General features: G+C 38.7%; 24 protein-coding genes and 2 pseudogenes. 6 read left to right on the top strand and 20 right to left on the bottom strand.

All coding sequences use genetic code 11. The annotated features are described in order from the left end of the window. Positions 1-144 precede the first annotated feature (144 nt). From AA650_RS25150 to AA650_RS29005, 4 genes are all read right to left on the bottom strand, one after another. Positions 145-474 carry a type II toxin-antitoxin system RelE/ParE family toxin gene (locus tag AA650_RS25150; protein WP_027402785.1) on the bottom strand — a complete coding sequence of 110 codons (330 nt, stop codon included), beginning with the start codon at positions 472-474 and terminating at the stop codon, positions 145-147. Positions 475-479: 5 nt separating this feature from the next. Beyond that, positions 480-722 (bottom strand): ribbon-helix-helix domain-containing protein, encoded by a 243-nt coding sequence (locus AA650_RS25145; protein WP_053541109.1) that lies wholly within the window; start codon positions 720-722, stop codon positions 480-482. Between the two features lie 482 nt (positions 723-1,204). Then, positions 1,205-1,357 (bottom strand): four helix bundle protein, encoded by a 153-nt coding sequence (locus tag AA650_RS29010; protein ID WP_235335026.1) that lies wholly within the window; start codon positions 1,355-1,357, stop codon positions 1,205-1,207. A 56-nt stretch (positions 1,358-1,413) separates the two neighbouring features. Continuing rightward, a complete protein-coding gene (locus AA650_RS29005) occupies positions 1,414-1,569 on the bottom strand; it encodes a four helix bundle protein (RefSeq protein WP_250636666.1) in 156 nt (51 codons plus the stop codon). A gap of 89 nt (positions 1,570-1,658) precedes the next feature. On the opposite strand from AA650_RS29005, the pseudogene AA650_RS27350 reads away from it, so the two are divergent. After that, positions 1,659-1,928 (top strand): annotated as a pseudogene (locus tag AA650_RS27350) (transposase); the annotation flags it as partial. 248 nt (positions 1,929-2,176) lie between these two features. Further along, positions 2,177-2,290, top strand: a pseudogene (locus tag AA650_RS28930) (type II toxin-antitoxin system HicB family antitoxin); the annotation flags it as partial. Here the strand turns inward: AA650_RS28930 and AA650_RS25130 are convergent. From AA650_RS25130 to AA650_RS25075, 12 genes are all read right to left on the bottom strand, one after another. Beyond that, positions 2,285-3,085 carry an endonuclease/exonuclease/phosphatase family protein gene (locus AA650_RS25130; RefSeq protein WP_053541107.1) on the bottom strand — a complete coding sequence of 267 codons (801 nt, stop codon included), beginning with the start codon at positions 3,083-3,085 and terminating at the stop codon, positions 2,285-2,287. The pseudogene AA650_RS28930 and the gene AA650_RS25130 overlap by 6 nt on opposite strands. Before the next feature lie 212 nt (positions 3,086-3,297). Next, positions 3,298-4,014 (bottom strand): response regulator transcription factor, encoded by a 717-nt coding sequence (locus tag AA650_RS25125; RefSeq protein WP_053541106.1) that lies wholly within the window; start codon positions 4,012-4,014, stop codon positions 3,298-3,300. A gap of 469 nt (positions 4,015-4,483) precedes the next feature. Then, positions 4,484-5,656: a molybdopterin-synthase adenylyltransferase MoeB gene (gene moeB, locus AA650_RS25120; RefSeq protein ID WP_053541105.1), complete on the bottom strand. Its 1,173-nt coding sequence runs from the start codon at positions 5,654-5,656 to the stop codon at positions 4,484-4,486. 33 nt (positions 5,657-5,689) lie between these two features. Further along, a complete protein-coding gene (locus tag AA650_RS25115; protein ID WP_053541104.1) occupies positions 5,690-6,160 on the bottom strand; it encodes a M67 family metallopeptidase in 471 nt (156 codons plus the stop codon). Between the two features lie 63 nt (positions 6,161-6,223). Continuing rightward, positions 6,224-6,958, bottom strand: coding sequence for a carbonic anhydrase (locus AA650_RS25110; protein ID WP_053541103.1), 735 nt, complete (start codon positions 6,956-6,958; stop codon positions 6,224-6,226). An 81-nt stretch (positions 6,959-7,039) separates the two neighbouring features. Further along, positions 7,040-7,678 carry a retron system putative HNH endonuclease gene (locus AA650_RS25105; protein ID WP_053541102.1) on the bottom strand — a complete coding sequence of 213 codons (639 nt, stop codon included), beginning with the start codon at positions 7,676-7,678 and terminating at the stop codon, positions 7,040-7,042. Further along, on the bottom strand, positions 7,675-9,033 hold the full coding sequence (locus tag AA650_RS25100; protein ID WP_053541101.1) for an AAA family ATPase: 1,359 nt from the start codon (positions 9,031-9,033) through the stop codon (positions 7,675-7,677). Before AA650_RS25100 ends, AA650_RS25105 begins: the two co-directional genes overlap by 4 nt. Positions 9,034-9,191: 158 nt before the next feature. Continuing rightward, on the bottom strand, positions 9,192-9,743 hold the full coding sequence (locus AA650_RS25095; RefSeq protein ID WP_053541100.1) for a 5-formyltetrahydrofolate cyclo-ligase: 552 nt from the start codon (positions 9,741-9,743) through the stop codon (positions 9,192-9,194). Positions 9,744-9,881: 138 nt separating this feature from the next. Further along, the gene (locus AA650_RS25090) at positions 9,882-10,826 is read right to left on the bottom strand and encodes a GDP-L-fucose synthase family protein (protein ID WP_053541099.1); all 945 of its coding nucleotides are present in this window, start codon (positions 10,824-10,826) and stop codon (positions 9,882-9,884) included. Between the two features lie 20 nt (positions 10,827-10,846). Beyond that, positions 10,847-11,926 carry a GDP-mannose 4,6-dehydratase gene (gene gmd, locus AA650_RS25085; RefSeq protein ID WP_053541098.1) on the bottom strand — a complete coding sequence of 360 codons (1,080 nt, stop codon included), beginning with the start codon at positions 11,924-11,926 and terminating at the stop codon, positions 10,847-10,849. A 509-nt stretch (positions 11,927-12,435) separates the two neighbouring features. After that, complete coding sequence (locus AA650_RS25080; protein ID WP_053541097.1) at positions 12,436-13,194, bottom strand: sugar transferase; 759 nt, start codon at positions 13,192-13,194, stop codon at positions 12,436-12,438. A 112-nt stretch (positions 13,195-13,306) separates the two neighbouring features. Further along, positions 13,307-14,449 (bottom strand): glycosyltransferase, encoded by a 1,143-nt coding sequence (locus tag AA650_RS25075; protein ID WP_053541096.1) that lies wholly within the window; start codon positions 14,447-14,449, stop codon positions 13,307-13,309. 203 nt (positions 14,450-14,652) lie between these two features. Between AA650_RS25075 and AA650_RS25070 the strand changes: the two genes are divergently transcribed. Further along, positions 14,653-15,585, top strand: a complete 933-nt coding sequence (locus tag AA650_RS25070) for an NAD-dependent epimerase/dehydratase family protein (protein ID WP_053541095.1) — start codon at positions 14,653-14,655, stop codon at positions 15,583-15,585. 605 nt (positions 15,586-16,190) lie between these two features. Here the strand turns inward: AA650_RS25070 and pirA are convergent. The 3 genes from pirA to AA650_RS25055 form a co-directional block, all read right to left on the bottom strand. After that, positions 16,191-16,433, bottom strand: a complete 243-nt coding sequence (gene pirA, locus AA650_RS25065; RefSeq protein WP_053541094.1) for an arginine synthesis PII-interacting regulator PirA — start codon at positions 16,431-16,433, stop codon at positions 16,191-16,193. A gap of 152 nt (positions 16,434-16,585) precedes the next feature. Then, entirely contained in the window at positions 16,586-17,944 is a 1,359-nt protein-coding gene (locus AA650_RS25060; protein ID WP_053541093.1) for a DUF3370 domain-containing protein, read from the bottom strand. Between the two features lie 38 nt (positions 17,945-17,982). After that, positions 17,983-18,567: a pyroglutamyl-peptidase I family protein gene (locus tag AA650_RS25055; protein ID WP_053541092.1), complete on the bottom strand. Its 585-nt coding sequence runs from the start codon at positions 18,565-18,567 to the stop codon at positions 17,983-17,985. A 59-nt stretch (positions 18,568-18,626) separates the two neighbouring features. On the opposite strand from AA650_RS25055, the gene hisH reads away from it, so the two are divergent. Next, positions 18,627-19,262 (top strand): imidazole glycerol phosphate synthase subunit HisH, encoded by a 636-nt coding sequence (hisH, locus tag AA650_RS25050; protein ID WP_027402806.1) that lies wholly within the window; start codon positions 18,627-18,629, stop codon positions 19,260-19,262. Positions 19,263-19,328: 66 nt separating this feature from the next. Further along, a complete protein-coding gene (gene rsmD / locus AA650_RS25045) occupies positions 19,329-19,907 on the top strand; it encodes a 16S rRNA (guanine(966)-N(2))-methyltransferase RsmD (RefSeq protein ID WP_053541091.1) in 579 nt (192 codons plus the stop codon). Between the two features lie 199 nt (positions 19,908-20,106). Here the strand turns inward: rsmD and petG are convergent, their stop codons facing one another. Further along, positions 20,107-20,220: a cytochrome b6-f complex subunit V gene (petG, locus tag AA650_RS25040; RefSeq protein ID WP_015078754.1), complete on the bottom strand. Its 114-nt coding sequence runs from the start codon at positions 20,218-20,220 to the stop codon at positions 20,107-20,109. 429 nt (positions 20,221-20,649) lie between these two features. Here petG and AA650_RS25035 point away from each other — a divergent pair, with 429 nt between their 5' ends. After that, positions 20,650-21,024, top strand: a complete 375-nt coding sequence (locus AA650_RS25035) for a c-type cytochrome (RefSeq protein WP_053541411.1) — start codon at positions 20,650-20,652, stop codon at positions 21,022-21,024. Positions 21,025-21,139: the final 115 nt, after the last annotated feature.

The raw sequence follows: 21,139 nt of genomic DNA, 5'->3' as shown, positions 1-21,139 counted from the left end.
TTCAATAAATTATTTGATAATTTCATGTTAATTGTATGAAAATATTTTGTCAAGGGAAGATATAGCTGTTTTGGGATGTGGGGAGTGCGATAGCGTTCGCGGTAGCGTCCCGGAGGGAACTAGCGCGACCTAGGAATCAAAAAATTAAACTTCCTCATCTAAGAATGGCAATAAATCCTCTAAATCTCTCGCTCCATGCAAAACCCGTAGAACCTCCACTTGTTCCTCTTGGACTTTATAAAAAATCAAATAGTCCTTAAAATTCTTAATCCGCCACTGACGAATTGTTCCCATATCAGACAAAGACAACACAACCTTACCCATATTGGGGGTTATTGCCAATTGAGCAAAAGCAGACTCAACAAACTCCAAAAACTTCTCCCCTGATTCCCGATTGCCATTGACCAAAATATAATTTGCTTGTTGTCTAATATCCTGGGTAGCACGATTGCGAACAATTACCTGGAAAGCCATACTCACTACTGCGCCTTACCAAAGACTGAACGGCGCAAATCTTGCCAATATTCAGGAGTTACAGGTTCTGCTTCTGAGTCCAAACCTTCTTGCAACAAACTAGCTAATTTTGCTTGAGCATCCTTACGCCGTTGATCCTGCTGCAACAACATCAAAAAATAGTCCGCTACAGTATCATAATTGCCAGATTGAAGCTGAACCTCAAGATAAGACTCAAGTTCTTTTGGTATCGGAAAACTCACATTCATAAGTTTCTAATATGAATAAAATCTTATTAGTATCTTATCATTTTTTATTCTGGTGATGAATTGAGGCGATAGCGAAGCGCTGCTGCTTTCAGCAGATCGCTGTTTTAGGGATGTTGGGAGAGCGATCGCGTTCGCGGAGCGTCCCGGAGGGAACTAGCGCTGCTGCAAGCAGTTCGCTGTTTGGGATGTTGGGAGAGCGTTAGCGAAGCTTACCGAAGGTATCGCTGTTTGGGGTGTGGGATGGTACGATAGCGCAAGCGCTGACTTGTCAGTTCGCGTTTGAGGGTGTGGGGAAGTGCGATTTCGTAACTGTAAGTAGAAATTTTGTATAATTCATATAATGATATAAAATTCAAAGATAAATGATACAAACATTTAAAAATAAATCCTTAGAAAATCTGGCTCTTCGGTACTTGTTATGCTAAACCGAGAAATTGAGAGAAGGGAACAGGGAACTCTTAACTGGGAACAGGGGAAAAATTTTAATTTTCTAGTTTTTTAATAAGACTAATAATCATTCTGCTTTCTTCTTTTAATAAATTAAGAATCATTTCTACATCTTTTTCTGAACATAATCCTACTCGGTGAGATAAAATCAGATGAGTTTCTAATTCATTAACTGACCCTTGAGCTATGTTTAAAAATCTTATATATTCTCCTCTATATCTTCGTCCATATCATAAGAGATATATTAGCACCGAATAGATACAGCACTTCTTCTAATTTGTTGAACCATACCATATAACTCATCTTTGGGAAAAAGTTTAGTGAGGAAATAGCATCTTTGAGCAATATCCATTCCTTTTTGCCAAATTATTAAGTCTTTAAAGTCATTAATATCTGACATTCTTCCTGTTCCCTGTTAAGAGTTCCCAGTTAAGAGTTCCCTCCAGTTTAGCATACTAAGTCCGGTAGAGCCGAAAATCTATTCAGAGAAAATCTACTAAGTCTTGGGGTAAAAGCATAATCAATTTATTAGATTGGATGCACAATGGACTTTCGTATTTTCCCAAAAGTATAGGAACAATGATTAGATGGTTTGGTGAAGTCGTAGGTTATTTTGATGGCAGAACTACGAGTGGTACTGTTGAAGGAATTAATAATAAACTCAAATTAATCAAAAGACTTGGATATGGCTTTCGTAACTTTAGTAATTTCCGATTACGTAGTTTATTAAACTGGCACTTTAGTATTAATTCTCCATAAAAGAGACGCAAGAGCCTCTTAGGTTTTCAGTCTCCTTTTATGAGGCAGTTTACAGAATATGCTGTGAGTTAAAATATTTAGGAATATTGATTATGAATCATTGTTTTGGGGATGTGGGGATGAGCGATCACGCAAGCGCTGACTTGTCAGTTTGCTGTTTAGAGATGTGGTGATGTGCGATAGCGAAGTGCTGCTGCAAGCAGTTCATGTTTGGGGATGTGCGATCGCTTTTGAACTTGTAACTTTAGGGAGAAACTTATCAAGAAGCACTGCAAAATATAGAAATTATTATGCAGGAATGGATAGAAACTGCTCAAGAGTTAGGTCGAAAAATTCCTGCACCTACACAGTTCAAATCATGAAACTATTGTTAATTTTACAATCACTGGAAAATGGTCAGAAGGCCACACCCCTTCCCACTGTTGACGATCAATAATGACTTGTTCTACTGAGAAAGAGCGATACCTTTGGTCAGCGCAGCGATCGCAATATATAGTATCAATAGCATCCCAGGCTTGACCCGTAAAATTATGAAAAGTTTTCTGTTGTTCTAGAGGCAGAGTCTCTAAAGGATCTTGTAATTGTTTGCCATTAGCTAAAGGGGATAGAAAAATTTGCCGTTCTAGAGTACCAGGATTAGCGTTAAAATCCCCCGTTAGCAGTAAGTAGTTTTTTAACGGAAATTCCGCCAACCGTTGACTAATTAAAGCTGCACTTAACTCCCTAGATTTGGCATTTTCGTGATCTAGATGGGTATTTAATATAGTTAAAGATAGACCAGGATTAGCAACTTCAAAATTAGCCCAAGTAGCCATACGTGGTAAACGAGTTCCCCAAGTAATGCTACCAGGAATTTCTGGAGTATCACTGAGATAAAAATCCTGTGTTTCCTGAAGTTTCAGACATTGTGGGTTGTAGAAAATTGCACAATGTTCACCCGTTCCTGTCCCAGTGCGATCGCCCCCAATTATGTTATATTCAGGTAAGAGCGCCTGTAAATCCGCCAGTTGATGAGATTTACCCTCCTGTGTACCCAGCAAATCCGGTTTGTAATGTTGAATTAAAGAAGCGATCGCCCCTACACGCTTTTTCCACTGACGCACCCCAGGATCTGGTTTATCATAGCGGAGGTTAAAAGTCATTACAGTAATTTGCATATATATTTTTTAAAGCTAACAGTGCAGTTGTTCCTAAACCAGAGAATATCCTATAGAAGCAAAAAATTAAAGGTTTTATCCGAGGCTTGAGTAGATACGACTCCCTGACAGACTTTAGCCCCAATATCTACCGATTAATCACCTAAATCATCTCATCAAGCCCAGATTTGAGCAAATTGTTAAGCCATCACAACCATCATATTTCGCCAAATTTAAACTGTGGTATTTTCAGGTGGATCAAACTTATAGCCATAACCCCGTACCGTCTTAATAAACTCCGGCATACTAGAATCAGCCTCCATTTTCTTGCGTAATTGACCAATATGCACATCAACAACGCGCCCATCACCCACATAATCACACCCCCAAATCTTTTGAATTAATTGAGTACGACTCCATGCTTGTCTAGGATGGGTAGCCAGAAAATGTAAAATATTAAACTCCAAAGCAGTCAAAGGCAAAGCCTTATTATTGAGTGTAACCTCCCGTGCTTCCGAATTAATAGACAACTGATTAAAAGTGAGACGTTGTGAAACACTAGGCTGAATATAGCGAACACGCCTTAATAGTGCTTCCACCCTAACTTCCACCTCAGCCAAACTAAATGGTTTAGTTAAAAAATCATCCGCACCGGCAGCTAAAACCTTGATCTTATCAGCTTCATCATTGCGACTAGTAAGCATCATTACCAAAGCATTAGTACGGCTCTGCATCTCTTGACACAGTTTATATCCATTTGCATCTGGTAAATTCCAGTCAAGAATCACTAAAGCCGGATTTAATTTTTCAAAAGCAACAAGAGCCGTTTTACCGTCCGCGGCTGATTCTATCTCATATTTACGACTCAAGAAACGCTGAATCAGGTTACGGACACTGACATCATCATCTACAATCAGAATCTTAGACTTAGTTGTGGAAAGCGTATCCATAATGCAATATATTATTGTTTCGGCAAGTTGCTGTGACGATAGGTACTGCTCAAGTTGAGTTTTTGAAAGTAAATTTACCCTCAATCCCTGTTTATTGATAGCAGGAAAGCGAAAAGTCTTTTAGTATCTAAATCAAGCAGCAAGGGTAATACCACATTCTGCTCAAGCCATGTTTTATGATTAGGGGATGTCCTCTTCTAGCTGGAAACTGTTATGGCTAAATTTTTCATGAAGTTTGTGCAAACTTTAGACATCTTACACTTTAAAAGAAGTATAAGTAATGGACAATTTTGGTATTTTTTAAAGATTTTTTTGTATAAATTATATCAATAACTAAAATAGATGCCTCTATATACATCATCACAAGATACCCAACTATCTAAAATATCGGGTATCTTGCTGTTAACATCGGACTGGAGATAGTTATAGGTTTAAGCTAAACATGATCAACAATCCTGAAAAAAAATGATTAATACTGAGGAACAGAAGCATCCACTTCTTGACTCCAAGCATTAATTCCCCCTTTAACATTTGTCCCAGTAATCCCCGCTTCCTTCAAGATAGCCAAGGCTTTCGCGGAACGTCCACCCAGTTTACAATGAGCAATTAAACGGTGTCCATTGAGTAATTCCTTCACCTTAGCCACACCATCACCATTTTCAATATCTGGTAAAGGGACTAACACAGAACCAGGAATTCTCGCAATTTCATACTCATGAGGATTACGCACGTCTAGCAGCACAAAATCCTTTGCCCCACCATCTAATAACGCCTTCAACTCCTTCACAGTCATTTCTTGAATTTCCATTTGCTGTTTCGCTTCTTCAGCTTGGGCTTGGGGAATACCACAGAATTGTTCGTAATCTATTAGCTTGTCAATAACTGGACGGATGGGGTTAGGACGCAGTTTCAACTCCCGGAATTTCATATCCAAGGCATTATAAAGCACCAGTCTACCACTCAAGGTAGTACCATTGCCCAGAATAATTTTCACTGTTTCCGTAGCTTGGATAATGCCAATCATTCCCGGTAAAATCCCCAGCACTCCACCTTCTGCACAAGAAGGAACCATTCCTGGTGGTGGTGGTTCGGGGTACAAGTCACGATAGTTAGGACCACCCTCATAGTTAAAGACGGTTGCTTGTCCTTCAAAACGGAAGATAGAACCGTAGACGTTGGGTTTATCTAACAATACGCAAGCGTCGTTGACTAAATACCGCGTTGGGAAGTTATCAGTGCCATCAACTACGATATCGTAAGGACGAATAATATCCAGGGCGTTTTCTGCACTCAGACGGGTTTCATACAAATCAACCTGACAATGGGGGTTAATTTCATGAATCCGGTTTTTTGCTGATTCGATTTTGGGTTTACCTACCCAGGATGTCCCGTGAATAACTTGACGTTGGAGGTTAGAGGTATCCACAACATCAAAATCAACAATACCAATTCTGCCTATACCTGCTGCTGCAAGATATAACAGTAATGGCGAACCTAGTCCACCTGTACCAATACACAATACACTGGCGGCTTTTAGGCGTTTTTGCCCTTCCATGCCCACTTCTGGCAAAATTAAGTGGCGGGAATAGCGTTCGTAGTCGTCTTTCGTCAACTGGATTTCATCCAGATTGGGATTTAGCATAGCAGTTGTAGGAATCAGCGCGGAGTATTAATGTTAACTTAAATTTGCTAATTTTATCAGTTTAATTGTCTCGGATTGAAACTGGTGGTTGTCGTCAAGAGTCCAGCTTTGCAGTTCACTAGCTTGAGTATTTTGCACTGATAATATCACATAAGAGTATTCTGTCCAAGCGTATATTCTATCCCATTCTGAAGGAATAGCTGGAGAATCAGGATGGGAATGATAGATCCCAATAATATTTAAATTACGGTTTCTCGCTGCTTTTTGCGTGTGTAACATGACTTGGGGCGATATTGCATATCTTCTGCTGGTACTATGTTTTTGGTCCTCTGTAAAATTGCCTTTTTCTGTATTCCAGACGTTTTCTGTGGGGATGATTTCTACTACAATTTTATATTCACTATTTTTATAACCTAAAATTAGCCCACAACATTCATCTGGATAGGTTTTTTGTGCATGATTTTTGATAATTTCTATATGATTTGTTTTGAGTTGAAGATTCATGGTAGCTTGTAAACGCAGATAAACGCAGATAAACGCAGATAAAGAAAAAAAGAGGAATAAATATCAAGTTAAAAATCTAACTTTACCAGTATTAATATCATAGTAAGCACCGATAATTTTTAATCTGTCATCACGGATTAATCTATCTATAATTTGTGAACTATTCTGCAATTTCCTAGCTTGGTATTCAATATTATTAATCACTGGATTGTTATCATCATTAATATTACTTCTTGTTCTTTGAGGTTGAGACAAACTTGGCTTAATGCCATCAACTACAGAGTTAATTTTACCATCATCTGGTTGATTGTCAATCGCTGCTGATACTGCACCACATCCTTTATGACCAAAAACAACTATTAATTGTGTTCCTAAATTAGCAGTAGCATATTCTAAACTCCCAATAGTTTCATTACTGGCAATATTACCAGCTATACGCACGACAAATAAATCTCCTAATCCTTGATCAAAAATTATTTCTGGGGGTACGCGAGAATCTGCACATCCTAATATTGCTGCATAGGGATATTGTTTTTTAGATACTGATTGCAACCGTCTTTTTGATTGATTGGGATATTGACGATTTTGATTAACAAATCTTCTGTTTCCTGCTATTAATCTTCTTTTTGCTTCCTCTGCACTCACTGGATTAGGATTAGGATTATTTTCAGGAATTGTAATTTCTGAACGGTTAGTAATGATTTCATTACAAGCAGTCAAAGTACCCATACTCAAGGTACTTAAACCTACGAATTTTAAGAAGTTACGACGACCGACAAATCCGTTAATTCTACTCATAACTCTACCTGATAACTTCTACATAATTTTTACAGAAGATATCAGATTTGATCATGATGTGAGAGTACCTTATTACACGGTTTAAGGGTTATTTAATCTTTTGCTTAAATACCAAACAATATATTGGACATATTCAGTATATTTGCCTTCTACATCTTTGCTACTAAGTTCCTCTAGTTTCTTTTTGATAGCTTCTTTTGACCAAGTTTTATTAGGGAATTTTTTATTTAACGCATTAATTAGAGTAAATAATTTGGTTTGACGATTATCCTTGAGAGTTTGAAGGTTAAGATTTAAAATTTCATTTAGTTCATGATTGATAGTTTCATCATCAGAAAAAATTTTTCCAGTAGAACTATATTTGATATAATTTTCACAATTTTTAGTAGAATCGCATGGATTAATAGTTATTTCTGCATCGCCTTTTCTTGGATTACAATGCTGATTATCCTTTTTACTACGACGATTACCTAAACAAGAAGCAAGGAGATTTTTATAATTTATTTGTAATTCTGGATATTTACTTTGTGGTTCGCAATGCTCAATTTCCATATTATCTTCAGATATTCGTCGCACACAATAGCAACAGATATAAACTTGTTCAGTCAATAATGCCTCTTTTAAAGACTTTTTTGGACTATATCCGTCATAATTTGCCCCATTTATTTGACGATATTGTAAAAGACATCGAGGTTCATAACCTTTGATAATGCGTTTCATTCTACCCTGTTTAAAAAGTCAATAAGTGTATAAGCTTGAATCATATCTGGATCATTATTTCCCAAGGATTCAGATAATTTTTGCAGTTCTAATTTAGCTTCTTCTAAGTTATCATTATCTATCATTTCAAAACATTTATCTATTCTTTCTTGCATTTTCACAGGTCTTTTTTCCACACCCATAACCTCAGAAAGAATTGAGTTACTGTCTCTACCAAAAGTATGGGGTGTTAATTCTACAATTTCTGAATCTTCTAAAATAAATACGTTTTCTCGGTTGACTTCACTCAAAACTTGAGGAGAATGAGTAGTAACAATAAATTGACAGTTGGGAAATGTTTTTCTAAAACTCGGAATGACAATTCTTTGCCATTGAGGATGTAAATGTAAATCTATTTCATCAATTAATATTATTCCTGTTCCTTTTTCTAGCAGTTCGGCAGGATTATTAATACTAGGATTTAAAATTGCTAACCGTCTTGCGATATCAACCACTATCATTAGTAAGGTTTTTTCCCCGTCGGAAAGTTGATCTAGTTTGAAGTTTTCACCATTTTTTTTAATAACTAACGAAGGTTTACTTAAACGACGAATACCACCTTCTCTTTTAGAATTTGCACGCACTATGTGTAAATCGGAAAATTCCGCATTAGGAAAGTTTTCTAAAAATGTTTCTAATACTTTCCTTATGATTTGAAGACGTGGATTTCTAAAGTTGGTATCTTGTGTTAATCTAACTTCATTTTCATATTCTTCTTCTTCTTTAAACCAATATAGGAAATCTCTAAAATCATTTATATTTCCTGAAAAAGCTGTTTGATAACCAATAAGTCTATTATTATCATAAGTATTTTCTCTTTCCTCTTCACTCATATCTTTTATGGCTGAAGATTTTATTAATATTCTGTCGGTGTGATAAAAAACGATAATTGGTAAAATTAAATCATTTTTATTATTAATTTGTAAAATTCGCTCATCATCATGAATAGGAATTAATTCGTTTAAAAGTCTCTCCAGCAAATAATTAAAAAGGTCTCCTTTCGTGGATTGCATTCCCCTTTTTCTATCTTGACTAACTTCCCACCACAACTTGTTATTTGAATCAACTTCAACACGAGTAGATAGAAAAACTTCATTGGAAGTTATTTTAATATCATCCTCTTCAATATATAGACGAGATTCATAATGTACACTCACGTCGGCTACAAATTGAGATAAAAGGATAGCAATACTATCTAAAATAGACGATTTACCTGAACCATTCACTCCAATAAACACAGCCAAATCAGGAGGAAGCGTTAATTTAAGTTCTCGAAAACCTCGAAAGTTTTGTAAATGTAATTCTTCAATACGCATATTTATAAATTGAATATAATTGTAAATTCAAATCGCCAACAAGATGATATTTTTATCTTATCAAAAATTTCCGATTTAATAAAATCAGGACTTATGCAAAATATCTCTCAAACCCTCATTTCTCTGTGACCTCTGTGCCTGGAGTGGTTCATTCATCTTCAATCTCCATTTTCTGTAATTACCCTTTCTAAAGGCTTATCCCAACTATCAACCGGTAATTGAGATAAATAAGCAAAATCAAAAACTACTCCTATAGTCGCTTTCGTCTCCCAACCGGGAGAATTTAACAAACGGTCATAATATCCCCCACCATAACCTAAGCGGTATCCTTGGACATCACAACCCACACAGGGGACAATAATTAAATCTACTTCGTCAATCTCTATTATCGGTGCTTCGTGGTGAGGTTCAGTAATCCCATAAGCACCGATATTCATTGTGTCATGGGGTTGCCAAGAATGCCAAACTAGAGATTTATCAACACAACGGGGAAAACCCCAACGTTTGTTAGTGTTGGTATACAGTGAGCTAATATCAGGTTCTTGACGAAAGCTAAAAAAAGCGAGAATGGTATTTGCTTGATTAAATATAACCGAGTTTTGGATATTGGTGGTGAGGCGATCGCTTTTCCCCCGCCATTCTAATAATGTCATAGACTGACGTTTTTGGAGTAAAACCCGTCGCAATTCCTTTTTAGTTAGTTGTGACAATTTTAGATTTTAGATTTTAGATTTCCCTCGTTCCCATACTCTGTATGGGAATGAATTAAGAAGGCTCTGCCTTCTATATATACTAGAGTCAGAGACTCTATGAAGCATTCCCAGTCGGAGACTGGGAACGAGATACTCTTATGTAGCGGTTTTCCGCCACCAATCAATAGTATTTTTCAGGCCTTCTCTAAATTCTACCTCAGCAGTAAAACCAAAAGCCTGTTTTGCTCTTTCCGTATCCAAACAACGTCGGGGTTGACCATTGGGTTTGTCGGTTTCCCAAACAATTTCCCCGTCATACTCCATTAATTCGCAAATCAGGGTGATTAAGTCTTTAATGGATATCTCGTAACCAGTTCCTAAATTGACGGGTTCAGCATCATTATAAAACTGTGTTCCCATGACTATTCCCCGTGCTGCGTCCGTAGAATACAAAAACTCACGGGTAGGAGAACCATCACCCCACACAGGAAGTTGTTTTTCTCCCCTGGTTTGGGCTTCTTCCACTTTGCGAATTAAAGCGGGAATTACATGAGAACTGCTGGGGTTGAAATTATCTTCAGGTCCATACAAGTTCACTGGTAACAGGTAAATACCATTAAACCCATACTGCTGACGATAAGATTGTAGTTGGACTAAGAGAGCTTTTTTCGCCACTCCATAGGGGGCGTTAGTTTCTTCTGGATAACCATTCCAGATGTCATCTTCTTTAAATGGTACAGGGGTAAACTTAGGATAGGCGCAAATAGTTCCTACACAGACAAACTTTTCTATCCCTTGTTGATAAGCTGCATGGATTAACTGAGTTCCCATCATCAAGTTATCGTAAAATAACTCGCCGGGTTTTTCTCGATTTAGACCAATGCCACCAACATGGGCAGCTAGGTGAATGATAATATCCTGTTGATCTGCTGCCCGTTGGCAATTTTCCCATACTCGTAGATCACAATCGTGCGATCGCGTTACAGTAATTTTCTCACGATTAGCGCCATGCCGACATAATTGATCTATCACTTGACGACCGAGAAAACCCGCCCCACCAGTGACAAGAATTCGTTTATTTTCTAATTCTAAGGCTGTCATATTATTATCCTTGATCTGAATTAAAAGTGTAGAGATCCGAATTCTTGACGGGTAGTAGCAATATCTTGAGGGTATTTTGCACCATTACCATTGGAGGAAGTACAACCCACAGCTTGTAAATCAGCTTCCACCATTAGCGCAACCAGTTCTTTAAATGTTACCGATGGTTGCCAGCCTAATTTCTGCTGGGCTTTAGTGGGATCACCAATTAGTAAATCCACTTCAGCAGGACGCAGATAACGTTGATCAAATTCTACGTATTTCTGCCAATCGAGATTAACATAACTAAATGCTAACTCCAGAAACTCCTTCACTGAATGGGTTTCACCTGTAGCCACCACATAATCATCCGGTTGCTCTTGCTGCAACATCAACCACATAGCTTTGACGTAATCTTTCGCATAGCCCCAATCTCTCTTGGAGTCCAAATTACCCATGTAGATATTTTTTTGTTTACCAGCAACAATGCGGGCTACTGCTCTAGTAATTTTCCGAGTAACAAATGTTTCTCCCCGTCTTGGAGATTCATGATTAAAAAGAATACCGTTACAAGCAAATAAATTGTAAGATTCGCGGTAATTGATGGTTTGCCAGTGAGCGTACACCTTAGCACAAGCGTAGGGACTGCGGGGATAAAAAGGTGTGGTTTCACTTTGAGGAACTGCTTGCACCAAACCATACATTTCCGAAGAACCAGCTTGATAGAAACGGACTTCAATCCCAGTGCGGTGTTGATAATCGCGGATTGCTTCTAATAAACGTAATGTCCCCATACCTACAGCATCTACTGTATATTCAGGTGAATCAAAGCTGACCCGGACGTGGGATTGAGCGCCTAAATTATAAATTTCTGTAGGTTTAACTTCTTCTAAAATCCGCCGCAGTGTTGTTCCGTCTGTCAAATCACCATAGTGGAGAAATAGCCTTGCGCCCTCGTTATGAGGATCTTCATACATATGATCAATTCTGTCTGTGTTAAAGGTGGAAGTACGGCGAATAATTCCGTGTACTTCATAACCTTGTTCTAGTAACAGTTCAGTTAAATAAGAACCATCTTGACCAGTAATACCAGTAATTAAAGCCCGTTTTCTTTGTATCATGGTTGGTGATGCCTTGTTATTTTTAGTTGAAGATTACAAACCTTCTGATATAAATTAGCAGTTAATTGATATAACTGCCCAATAGTCGGGCTACAAATATTAGTTGCTATTACAAGTTAGAGGATGTTTGAAAAGTTTTGAATGTATAGACTGACCCCTCTCCAAACCTCTCCCCTGCAAGCTCCCCTGCAAGGGGAGAGGCTTTAAAACCCCCATTCCCTTGCAGGGAAGGGGGGTAGGGGGGTTAGGTTTTTGGAGATTACGGGTTTGATATAATACTTTTCAAACAACCTCTTAAAGGTCAACAAATATTTTTGCTAAAAAACACTTTAACAAATAATTATAGGTTTAGTTCAATTAATATTCTTGATTTCAAGTGTATCAATTATTGTCAGTAATAGAAATTCCTTGAGCCGTATATATGCGTAAGAATAAATTTTATACCTTTGCTATCGAAAATAGTTTTTGGGGCATAATGTTGCCCCATAAGATGGAATTTGCGTACTTACTTAGTAAGCTCCTTTATTTTTGGGCATGATGACAACATTAACTGTTTTCAGGATAATCCACAAATCGAGCCAAAAATTCCTAAAATTGACATAATGGAGGTCTATTTGCACCCGGCGAGGATATGGAATATCATTACGCCCGGATACTTGCCACAAACCAGTAATTCCAGGACGAATCGTTAAAACATGATTGATATAATCACCATATTTGATTAATTCTTCCGCTACTAAAGGTCTTGGACCAACTACACTCATATCTCCTTTGAGAACATTCCAAAATTGGGGAAATTCATCTAAGCTGGTAATTCGCAAAAAGTGACCAATTTTAGTGATTCTTGGGTCTGTTTTCAGCTTAAAATTGTCTTCAAATTCTGCTCGGAGGTTAGGTGATGTAGCCATCATTTCGACAAGAATTTCGTCAGCATTGTTGACCATGGTGCGAAACTTAATGCAATTGAAGCTGCGGTAGTTTTTGCCCACCCGTTCTTGAACATAAAAGATCGGACCCTTTGAGCTTATGGCTATCAATAAGGCCAATATCATGTAGATGGGAGAAAACAAAATCAAGACCGACAATGAAAAAACTATATCAAACAGTCGTTTAAAAAACTCTCCGTATAAACCCTCAAAAGATAAACTTCTGGATTTCACCTTTGGCTGTTTAACTTTTTGACCACGTTTTGATAAAACAGTCACAGATGTACCGTTATCCTTCCGCGGGTATCGCTTGCCGGAGAGGAGTGAACTCTGGGCAGTCATCATACTCCTTTATAATCCACACCACACATAGTCCCAATCTTAAAGCTAAAAGGCAGTAATTTTGAGGAAAAATTTGCACTCTTCTCAGAAAATAAATACAAAAGGCCGATGTTTACTTTTGGTAAACTCCTTTTTCACGACATTCATTCACAAAACCTAGATAACGTTCTGCAAAAACCTGGCGAGAAAATTGATTAGCGTGTGTTTGTATATACTCGTAATTGTATAAATGCTGATGATCTACAAATTTTTCTACGGCATCTACTATAGCTCCTACTGTTTGGATTTTAAATAATATACCAGTTCCTGTATCAGGATGTGTCTGAATATCTCTAACTGTTTCTAATGCACCACCTGCACCATAGGCAATTACGGGAGTTCCACAAGCTTGGGCTTCAACTAGGGCAATGCCAAAGTCTTCGCAAGCTGCATAAACAAAGGCTTTGGCACGGGACATATAATTTTTGACGATATGATCGGGTTGCCATCCTAAGATTTGAATATGTGGTTGGGCTATTTCCCGTAGTTTGTTCATTTGGGGACCTGTGCCAATAATGATCAAGGGTTTTTTTAGGTGATTAAAAGCCTCAATAATTAAGGAAACTTGTTTATAACTAACTAACCGAGAAACTATCAGGTAAAAATCCTCTTTTTCCGAGGAAAAGAGACATTCATCTAGGTTGACTGGTGGATAGATGACGGTTGCTTCTCGACGATAGCAACGCCAAATCCGTCTGGCTGTGTGTTGAGAGTTGGCAATGAAGTAATCTACTCGATTGGCACTAATTACGTCCCATTGCCGCAAATTATGGAGGATTTGGCGGGTGATCCAGCCGACTGCTCCTTGCCCTAGTTTGCTTTGCTTGAGATAATCAAAGGTTAAATCCCAAGCGTAGCGCATGGGGCTATGGCTATAACAGATATGCAATTGATTAGGGGTGGTTAAGACTCCTTTAGCTACAGCATGAGATGAAGATAAGATGACTTCATATTCTCGCAAATCCAATTGCTCAATAGCCAAGGGTAATAAGGGTAAATATTTTTGGACTCCTTGACGGGCTTGGGGAAATTTCTGTAAAAACGTTGTGCCAATTTGACGTTTGTACAGGTAACTTTCTGGATTGCTGGATTCAAAATCTATCAGGGCGTATAAATCAGCGTCAATGTGATTTAATATTTCCTGGACTACGAGTTCTGAACCTCCTGTGGCTTGAGGGGTTAACCACTCATGAACTAAGGCATATTCTAGGGACACGGTTAAGTTGAATGGGTGGAAGGTAAGTAGGTGAGCATTAAAAATTGTCGTTCGGAGACGGCAGGGGGAAAGATTTTGATCTCTCTAGATTGAATAGAAGATATAATCCTACCAAAAGATGTTCCTCTATTGATACTACAACCTGATAACCTCTACAGATAGGGGTGATTTTCCCATTTCGGTTATTGAGGAGTTAGGAAGTTATGCGGATTCTGGTTATCGGTGGAACTCGATTTATTGGGGTGTATTTGACTGAATTACTGATGAAAGCTGGACATGAGGTGGTTTTGTTCAATCGTGGTAATCATGCTGCACCTGCGGGGGTAGGACAAATTATAGGCGATCGCACTAACTCAACTCAACTTCAAGAAAAGTTAGCACCAGAAAGTTTTGATGTCGTTTTTGACAATAATGGTAGGGAACTAACGGATACACAACCTCTGGCAGAAATTTTTCAAGGACGGGTCAAACATTTTGTTTATATGAGTTCTGCGGGTGTTTACCTCAAATCTGACCAAATGCCCCATTTAGAAGGGGATGCTGTTGATCCTAAGAGTCGTCACAAGGGTAAACATGAAACGGAAGCTTACCTCAAGCAGTTGGGAATCCCCTTTACTTCTATTCGTCCTACTTATATCTACGGACCGCAAAATTATAATCCTTTGGAAAGTTGGTTTTTTGATAGAATTGTGCGCGATCGCCCGATTTGTATTCCCGGAAATGGTATGCACATCACTCAACTTGGCCATGTCTGGGATTTAGCTCAAGCGATGACCCAGATAATTGGGAATGATCAAGCAATTGGACAGATTTATAATATTTCGGGCGATCGCTTTGTCACTTTCGACGGTTTAGCCCGCGCTTGTGCTGTGGCTGTTGGTAAGTCTGCTGATGATATTAAAATTGTCCATTATGATCCGAAAAAGTTTGATTTCGGTAAACGCAAGGCTTTTCCCATGCGGGTGCAGCATTTCTTTGCATCGGTGAATAAAGCGCAAATAGAATTAAATTGGCAACCTAAATATGATTTAATTTCTGGTTTGCAAGACTCTTTAGAAAATGACTATTTAGCGACTGGTGCAGATAAAAAAGAAGTTGATTTTTCTGTAGATGATGAGATTTTAAACGCCACGTAATGAGTAATGGGTAAAATGGTGTCAACTTAACGGAAAACATCTATCTCGCAAACAACTCAAGTCATCTCATTCCCAGTCAGAGACTGGGAATGAATTCTAGAAGGCTCTGCCTTCAATGATATTAATGTAAGTTGCTAGTTAGGTAAATTGTCAGAATCAGGATATCCAGGATTAAAGGATGAACAGGATGAAACCAGAGCTTTTATTACCAATTACCTATTACCCATTACCAGCCTCAACGAGATAACTAGCAACTTGAGTTATTAGAGGCAGAGCCTCATCAACTGCATTCCTAGTCAGAGACTAGGAACGAGATGTGGTAGGGATTTGAGCTTAAGTTGCCACCTATGGGTTGCCATAAAACCCCACCCCTAGCCTCTCCCCGCAACGGGGAGAGGCTTTGAACTTGTTCTTTGTATGATAAAAAAGTCCAGCTTCTAGCCGTTTTGAGTATAAGTAGGTTGGTGTTGAAAATTGTCGTTATGGCAAGGCAAAAGGCACTCATGCAAGAGGCAAGAGTGAAGAGGGTTTGGGCGATTTTACATTTCTTTACACAGTTTGGTTTTATTGTGTTCACCTACTTAGCAGCCCCGACAGCTTATTTACTACTTTGCCCTGTTTGGAGCAAGAATAGTCTTAAAGATGCGTAGAAACCCAAGAGAATCAATTTTAATGCCAGAAGGTTCAGGGTATTCGCTATATTCTCTCATTTCCCCTTCTAACTGATGCAATAGGTTTTCGTTATCCTGCGTTCTCGCTACTTGCAAGCGATGTTCTAGGATTTTTTGGATATTTTCTTGATGCTTTCTTGCAGTTTGTTTAGCCAATTCCATTCTTTTTATACTCATTTTCGTTATCCTAACAAAGAATTTTAGATTAGACAATTTATACCCTGATAGCTTTTTTACTCATTTTTTAACTTTGCTAACATCTTCTTAGAAGTCTTCAAAAGATCCCCGACTTCTTAAAGAAGTCGGGGATCTGACTTGGTGATTTTGAACTACTTGGCTTGAGTTGACACAGTTAAAACCTGTGGTGGTGAAGCATCTGGTGGATACAGAAAGTCAACTTGGACTAAAGATGTATTTCCTGGTTTTATATCTAATGAGACTAATGGTTCTCCTAATTCACCGCGCTTCTGAACTAAATGTACAAATTTATTTTGCCATTTTCCCTGATCTTGATAACGCAAGCGTACAGTTCCTCGGAAAAAGATTTGACGAGTCGGTAACTTGAAAAAGCGGAGTCCAGGTTTACTTAATTGATTTTCTTTGAGTGGAGTTTGAATCGCAACACTCACAGTTTGTGGATTTTGAGTATTGTTGTATAAAGGTAACTTGAGACTATATTGAGTCCCATAATTACCATGAGCGTAATAAGCGGTGTCAGGATAGCGGACTAACATGGGTGCGGTTTGAATTTGATTTGTGCCTAATGTTCCTCCATGTAAGGTACTCAAACCGTAGGAAAAGGCTGCACCAGGTTGGGGAATGGTTAAATACTTGCTTTTTGGGGCATCTACTATGTCTGCTAACCATCGAGAACCCTTGGATACTCCGGCTACACGCCCGTAAATTGTCGGTTTGTTGTTTCCTGTGATGGTTGTGGGGACTTTATCTCTAGGGGTAGATAATTCACCATTATCTAATAAATTTTGCCATTCTGATAAATTCGGCGCACGTTCACTACCGTCAGTATTTATACGGGCAAACATCGCTAAACTAGCAGCATAAACATTACCATTACTTCGCAGTCGTAAATATGTAGACCGACCATTTAAAGGGGGTGTTAATCCTTGAACGGGAATGGGTAAATTTAATAACATCTGGCTTTTCCCTGGGGGAATAACAATTTGGGGAGGAAAAATATCTTGTCTTTTCCCTCTCAAAATATCAGACATAACCCGACTCCCAGGACCAGAAAAAACTGTGCCTAAGTCATTGGGAATTAAAGATGCTATTTCCTTAAACGGGGCATCTGGTTGACTTAAATAACTCGCACCTTGCAATATATTTACTGTCACTGGTTGAGAACCAGGGTTATGTAAGATGATGCCCAAATACAAAGAACGTAAATTTTCCGGTGGGTCAGCTTTGGCAATATGATGGGCAAAAATATCAAACTGTCCGCGCAAGGGAAAATCTAAATGGGCTGATGGGACTTTTTTTCCCGTTGCTGGAAAGGTAGAAAGTAAAATTCCTTCTTCTGATACCAGTTCTGGACTATTGCTGTTAAATACTGGTAATGAATCCAATTTTCCCGGTAAAGGACGGACTGATTGTATTTGTAATATTTCTTCTGGTGGTGGCGTGGCAGGAACAGCTTGAGCAAGGGTGAAAGCAAGTAATAGTGGCAACATAATACTGAGTAAATTTGTTTAAACAGACGTTAATCTCTCTAGAGAAGTGCCAAGTTGTTAATGATCAAAACGAAATCGGCAATTATCTCTGGCGAATTTTCTGGATTTAAAATTGGGACATGAACAAAAATACACTTAATTGACAGTTGGAACTGGTGTAAATAGTCCAATACTTTATAATAAAGTCCCTCGCAGACAAACTTACCACAGTCGTAGCTGATCTCAACTGCTGCTGTTTGGACTAATAATTTTTCGAGATCAACGCTGGTTTGGAAAATATTTTCAGGGGAATTTATAGACTCTTGAGGCAAGATGTCGAGAGAATTTGGAGATTTTACAGGCAAGATGCCTGTACCACGGGCAAGGACTTCTACGCTTAATTGGGAACGAGTTTCCGCCATGCCACAACAAATAATGTAGTCTGGTTGGAGTTCATTGATTTTGGCAATGACGCGGGAACTTGCCAGTTGCACATCTACAGGTAAACGGGGCAAAAAATTTAAATCATGGGAGAGTGAAGCCATTTTGGCTAGTGCGAGTAACAAGTCATCGGATGAATTTGACTCTTGTTGGCTTAACCAAATGTCAAAAGAAGTTAATAGTATTTTTTTTGCATTATAAATAATAATTAGAATTAGAATAATTAAAAGCCCTCCCTCATAAATTTACAAGGAGCAGCTAAATGGCAGTGATTGCAGTTGTTGATTACGATATGGGAAATTTGCACTCTGTTTGCAAAGGATTAGAAAAAGCTGGGGCGACTCCTCTGGTTACTTATTGTTCTCAAGAGTTGGCAAAAGCAGATGCTATAGTTTTACCAGGAGTGGGAGCATTTGATCCGGCGGTACAACATTTGCGATCGCGTGGTTTGGAACAACCGATTAAAGATGCGATCGCCTCTGGCAAACCGTTCCTGGGTATTTGTTTAGGATTACAAATTTTGTTTGAATCCAGTGCCGAAGGAACGTTACCAGGATTAGGAATTGTGCCAGGAAAAGTCCGCCGGTTTCGTTCTGAACCGGGGATGACGATTCCCCACATGGGTTGGAATCAACTCCAACTCAACCAGCCAAAAAACCTTTTATGGGAACATTTACCTATAGATCCTTGGGTTTATTTTGTGCATTCTTACTATGTTGAACCGACAAATCCCCAAGTGCAGGCGGCAACTGTGACTCATGGTGATCAAAGTTTTACAGCAGCGATCGCTCATGAAAATCTCATGGCTGTCCAATTCCATCCTGAAAAATCATCAAATGTGGGATTGCAAATTCTATCTAATTTTGTGGCTCAAGTCCGTGAAAAAGTTTTTGCTTAACAAAAGTTTGCAATATTTTCAGGTGTTTATTTACTCAAAGTTGAATATCTAATGATCAATTAAGTAATGAGTCTAAGAATTTACGGGAATCGTCTGCTTAAAACTTTACCAGGTGAACATACCAGACCTACCAGTGCGCGAGTCCGGGAAGCATTGTTTAATATTTGGCAGGGGAGAATCAGTGGTTGTCGCTGGTTAGATTTGTGCGCCGGTAGTGGTTCTATGGGTGCGGAGGCTTTGTGCAGAGAAGCCAGTGTCGTGATTGGCATTGAACAATCAAGTCAAGCCTGTGCCATCATCCAAGAAAATTGGCAACAGGTAGCCAAACCAGAACAGAAATTTCAGCTATTACGGGGAAATATTACTCAACAGTTAAAAAAATTATCAGGTCAAAAATTTGACAGAATATATTTTGACCCACCTTATACTAGTGGATTATATGAACCAGTATTACAAGCGATCGCTCAATATCAGCTTTTAGATTCCCAGGGAGAAATAGCAGTCGAACATCGTTACCAAGATTGGACACCACTAACCATCCCCAACTGGGAAATCTGTCGTCAGAAAAGCTATGGTAAAACCGCTTTGACATTTTATCAAGAAAGAATTCAGGAGTCAGGAGTTGCAGAAGTTCAGAATCAATAGACTAATTAACCACCCAGAACTAATAACGTAGCGTGGCGTAAGCCATAGTTCCGGGCTAATACCCAAAGTCCACTTTAGCAGTCTTCTTTAGAAGACTTCTGTTATTAGCCTCAGAATGAATTCTGAGGCGGGTGTTAGGACTGAGGCAAGAGGTCTATGGTAAAGGCAATACTCCTCACTCCCAACTCATCAATCAATATCAGCCGCCCAATTCTGTAGGACGCTTATATTGTCTATAGGCAGCGTAAAATAAACCGCTTAAAGTCACAAAAACTAAACCAAGCACAATACCTGATAGTAGGGGTTCAACCACTGTAAAGCTCCTTGTTGCAATTATTGAAAGATTTGATTCCTGTTTTTCATTTTACCAAATTTTGCATTAATCCCGCGTTCCATAGTAGCTTTAAATTTGACACTCCCCGGTCCAAAGACGCGAGAATTCTATAGAGAGTTTCAGTCTATATCTCTCAGTTATCCCAGCTTCAGGCAGGGTTCCTTCAATATTTGGGTTCTTGCCCTGATTCTGTTTACCATTACTGGCAGAATCATCTCTGACAAGCGTAACTTTCCGAGAGTCCCCCGGTAGGTTTTTAATGTCTTTGCTTACAATCTGATTGTATCACGAATATAGATTAAAATATAAATACTAGATAAAAATTATCATTTGTACTTGCGAACACCATCAAGAAATTTTAAGCTATGTGTAGGAAATGAAAACTTGCACATTGTCAAAGCAAACCTTTTGGATAACCAGCTAATCAAACCTGAAACCCTCATTCAACAGATCGTTATCTTCATCGTAGCGATACTGATAGCCCTCCCATTGATCCTGTTTGGGATTGAGATCGTCAAAGCCTCCGATCCTTATGTTAAAAGTGTTCTATCCCGTCAAGGCAACCCAGTCCAGGGGAAAGCTATTTTTCAAATCAACTGTGCTGGCTGTCATGGTTTAGACGCAACCGGACTAGTTGGTCCAAGTTTACGTGAAATCTCCAAATATAAATCCCGCTATGGACTAATTCATCAAGTAACTAGTGGGGAAACTCCCCCCATGCCAAAATTCCAGCCCAGTATCCAAGAAATGGCAGACCTTTTAAGCTATCTAGAAAGTCTATGAATAAGTAGGTTGGCGTTGAAAATTGTCGTCATAGCAAGGCAAGAGGCAAGAGGCAAGAGGCAAGAGTAAAGAAGTTTTCAGCGATTTTACGTTTCTTTACACAGTTTGGTTTTAT

The organism is Anabaena sp. WA102 (assembly GCF_001277295.1).
Lineage (GTDB): Bacteria > Cyanobacteriota > Cyanobacteriia > Cyanobacteriales > Nostocaceae > Dolichospermum > Dolichospermum heterosporum.
The sequence above is the reverse complement of the archived record's forward strand: the minus strand, read 5'-3'. Positions and strand labels throughout refer to the sequence as shown.

Bases quoted from the DNA above. Each gene is read 5' to 3' on its own strand.
- hisH (WP_027402806.1), top strand. From the start codon at position 18,627: ATGGCAGTGATTGCAGTTGTTGATTACGATATGGGAAATTTGCACTCT.
- AA650_RS25110 (WP_053541103.1), bottom strand. From the start codon at position 6,958: ATGAGTAGAATTAACGGATTTGTCGGTCGTCGTAACTTCTTAAAATTC.
- AA650_RS25145 (WP_053541109.1), bottom strand. From the start codon at position 722: ATGAATGTGAGTTTTCCGATACCAAAAGAACTTGAGTCTTATCTTGAG.
- AA650_RS25115 (WP_053541104.1), bottom strand. From the start codon at position 6,160: ATGAATCTTCAACTCAAAACAAATCATATAGAAATTATCAAAAATCAT.
- AA650_RS25070 (WP_053541095.1), top strand. From the start codon at position 14,653: ATGCGGATTCTGGTTATCGGTGGAACTCGATTTATTGGGGTGTATTTG.
- gmd (WP_053541098.1), bottom strand. From the start codon at position 11,926: ATGATACAAAGAAAACGGGCTTTAATTACTGGTATTACTGGTCAAGAT.
- AA650_RS25090 (WP_053541099.1), bottom strand. From the start codon at position 10,826: ATGACAGCCTTAGAATTAGAAAATAAACGAATTCTTGTCACTGGTGGG.
- pirA (WP_053541094.1), bottom strand. From the start codon at position 16,433: ATGAGTATAAAAAGAATGGAATTGGCTAAACAAACTGCAAGAAAGCAT.
- AA650_RS25130 (WP_053541107.1), bottom strand. From the start codon at position 3,085: ATGCAAATTACTGTAATGACTTTTAACCTCCGCTATGATAAACCAGAT.
- AA650_RS29005 (WP_250636666.1), bottom strand. From the start codon at position 1,569: ATGTCAGATATTAATGACTTTAAAGACTTAATAATTTGGCAAAAAGGA.
- AA650_RS25125 (WP_053541106.1), bottom strand. From the start codon at position 4,014: ATGGATACGCTTTCCACAACTAAGTCTAAGATTCTGATTGTAGATGAT.
- AA650_RS25150 (WP_027402785.1), bottom strand. From the start codon at position 474: ATGGCTTTCCAGGTAATTGTTCGCAATCGTGCTACCCAGGATATTAGA.
- AA650_RS25100 (WP_053541101.1), bottom strand. From the start codon at position 9,033: ATGCGTATTGAAGAATTACATTTACAAAACTTTCGAGGTTTTCGAGAA.
- AA650_RS25080 (WP_053541097.1), bottom strand. From the start codon at position 13,194: ATGACTGCCCAGAGTTCACTCCTCTCCGGCAAGCGATACCCGCGGAAG.
- rsmD (WP_053541091.1), top strand. From the start codon at position 19,329: ATGAGTCTAAGAATTTACGGGAATCGTCTGCTTAAAACTTTACCAGGT.
- moeB (WP_053541105.1), bottom strand. From the start codon at position 5,656: ATGCTAAATCCCAATCTGGATGAAATCCAGTTGACGAAAGACGACTAC.
- AA650_RS25105 (WP_053541102.1), bottom strand. From the start codon at position 7,678: ATGAAACGCATTATCAAAGGTTATGAACCTCGATGTCTTTTACAATAT.
- AA650_RS25060 (WP_053541093.1), bottom strand. From the start codon at position 17,944: ATGTTGCCACTATTACTTGCTTTCACCCTTGCTCAAGCTGTTCCTGCC.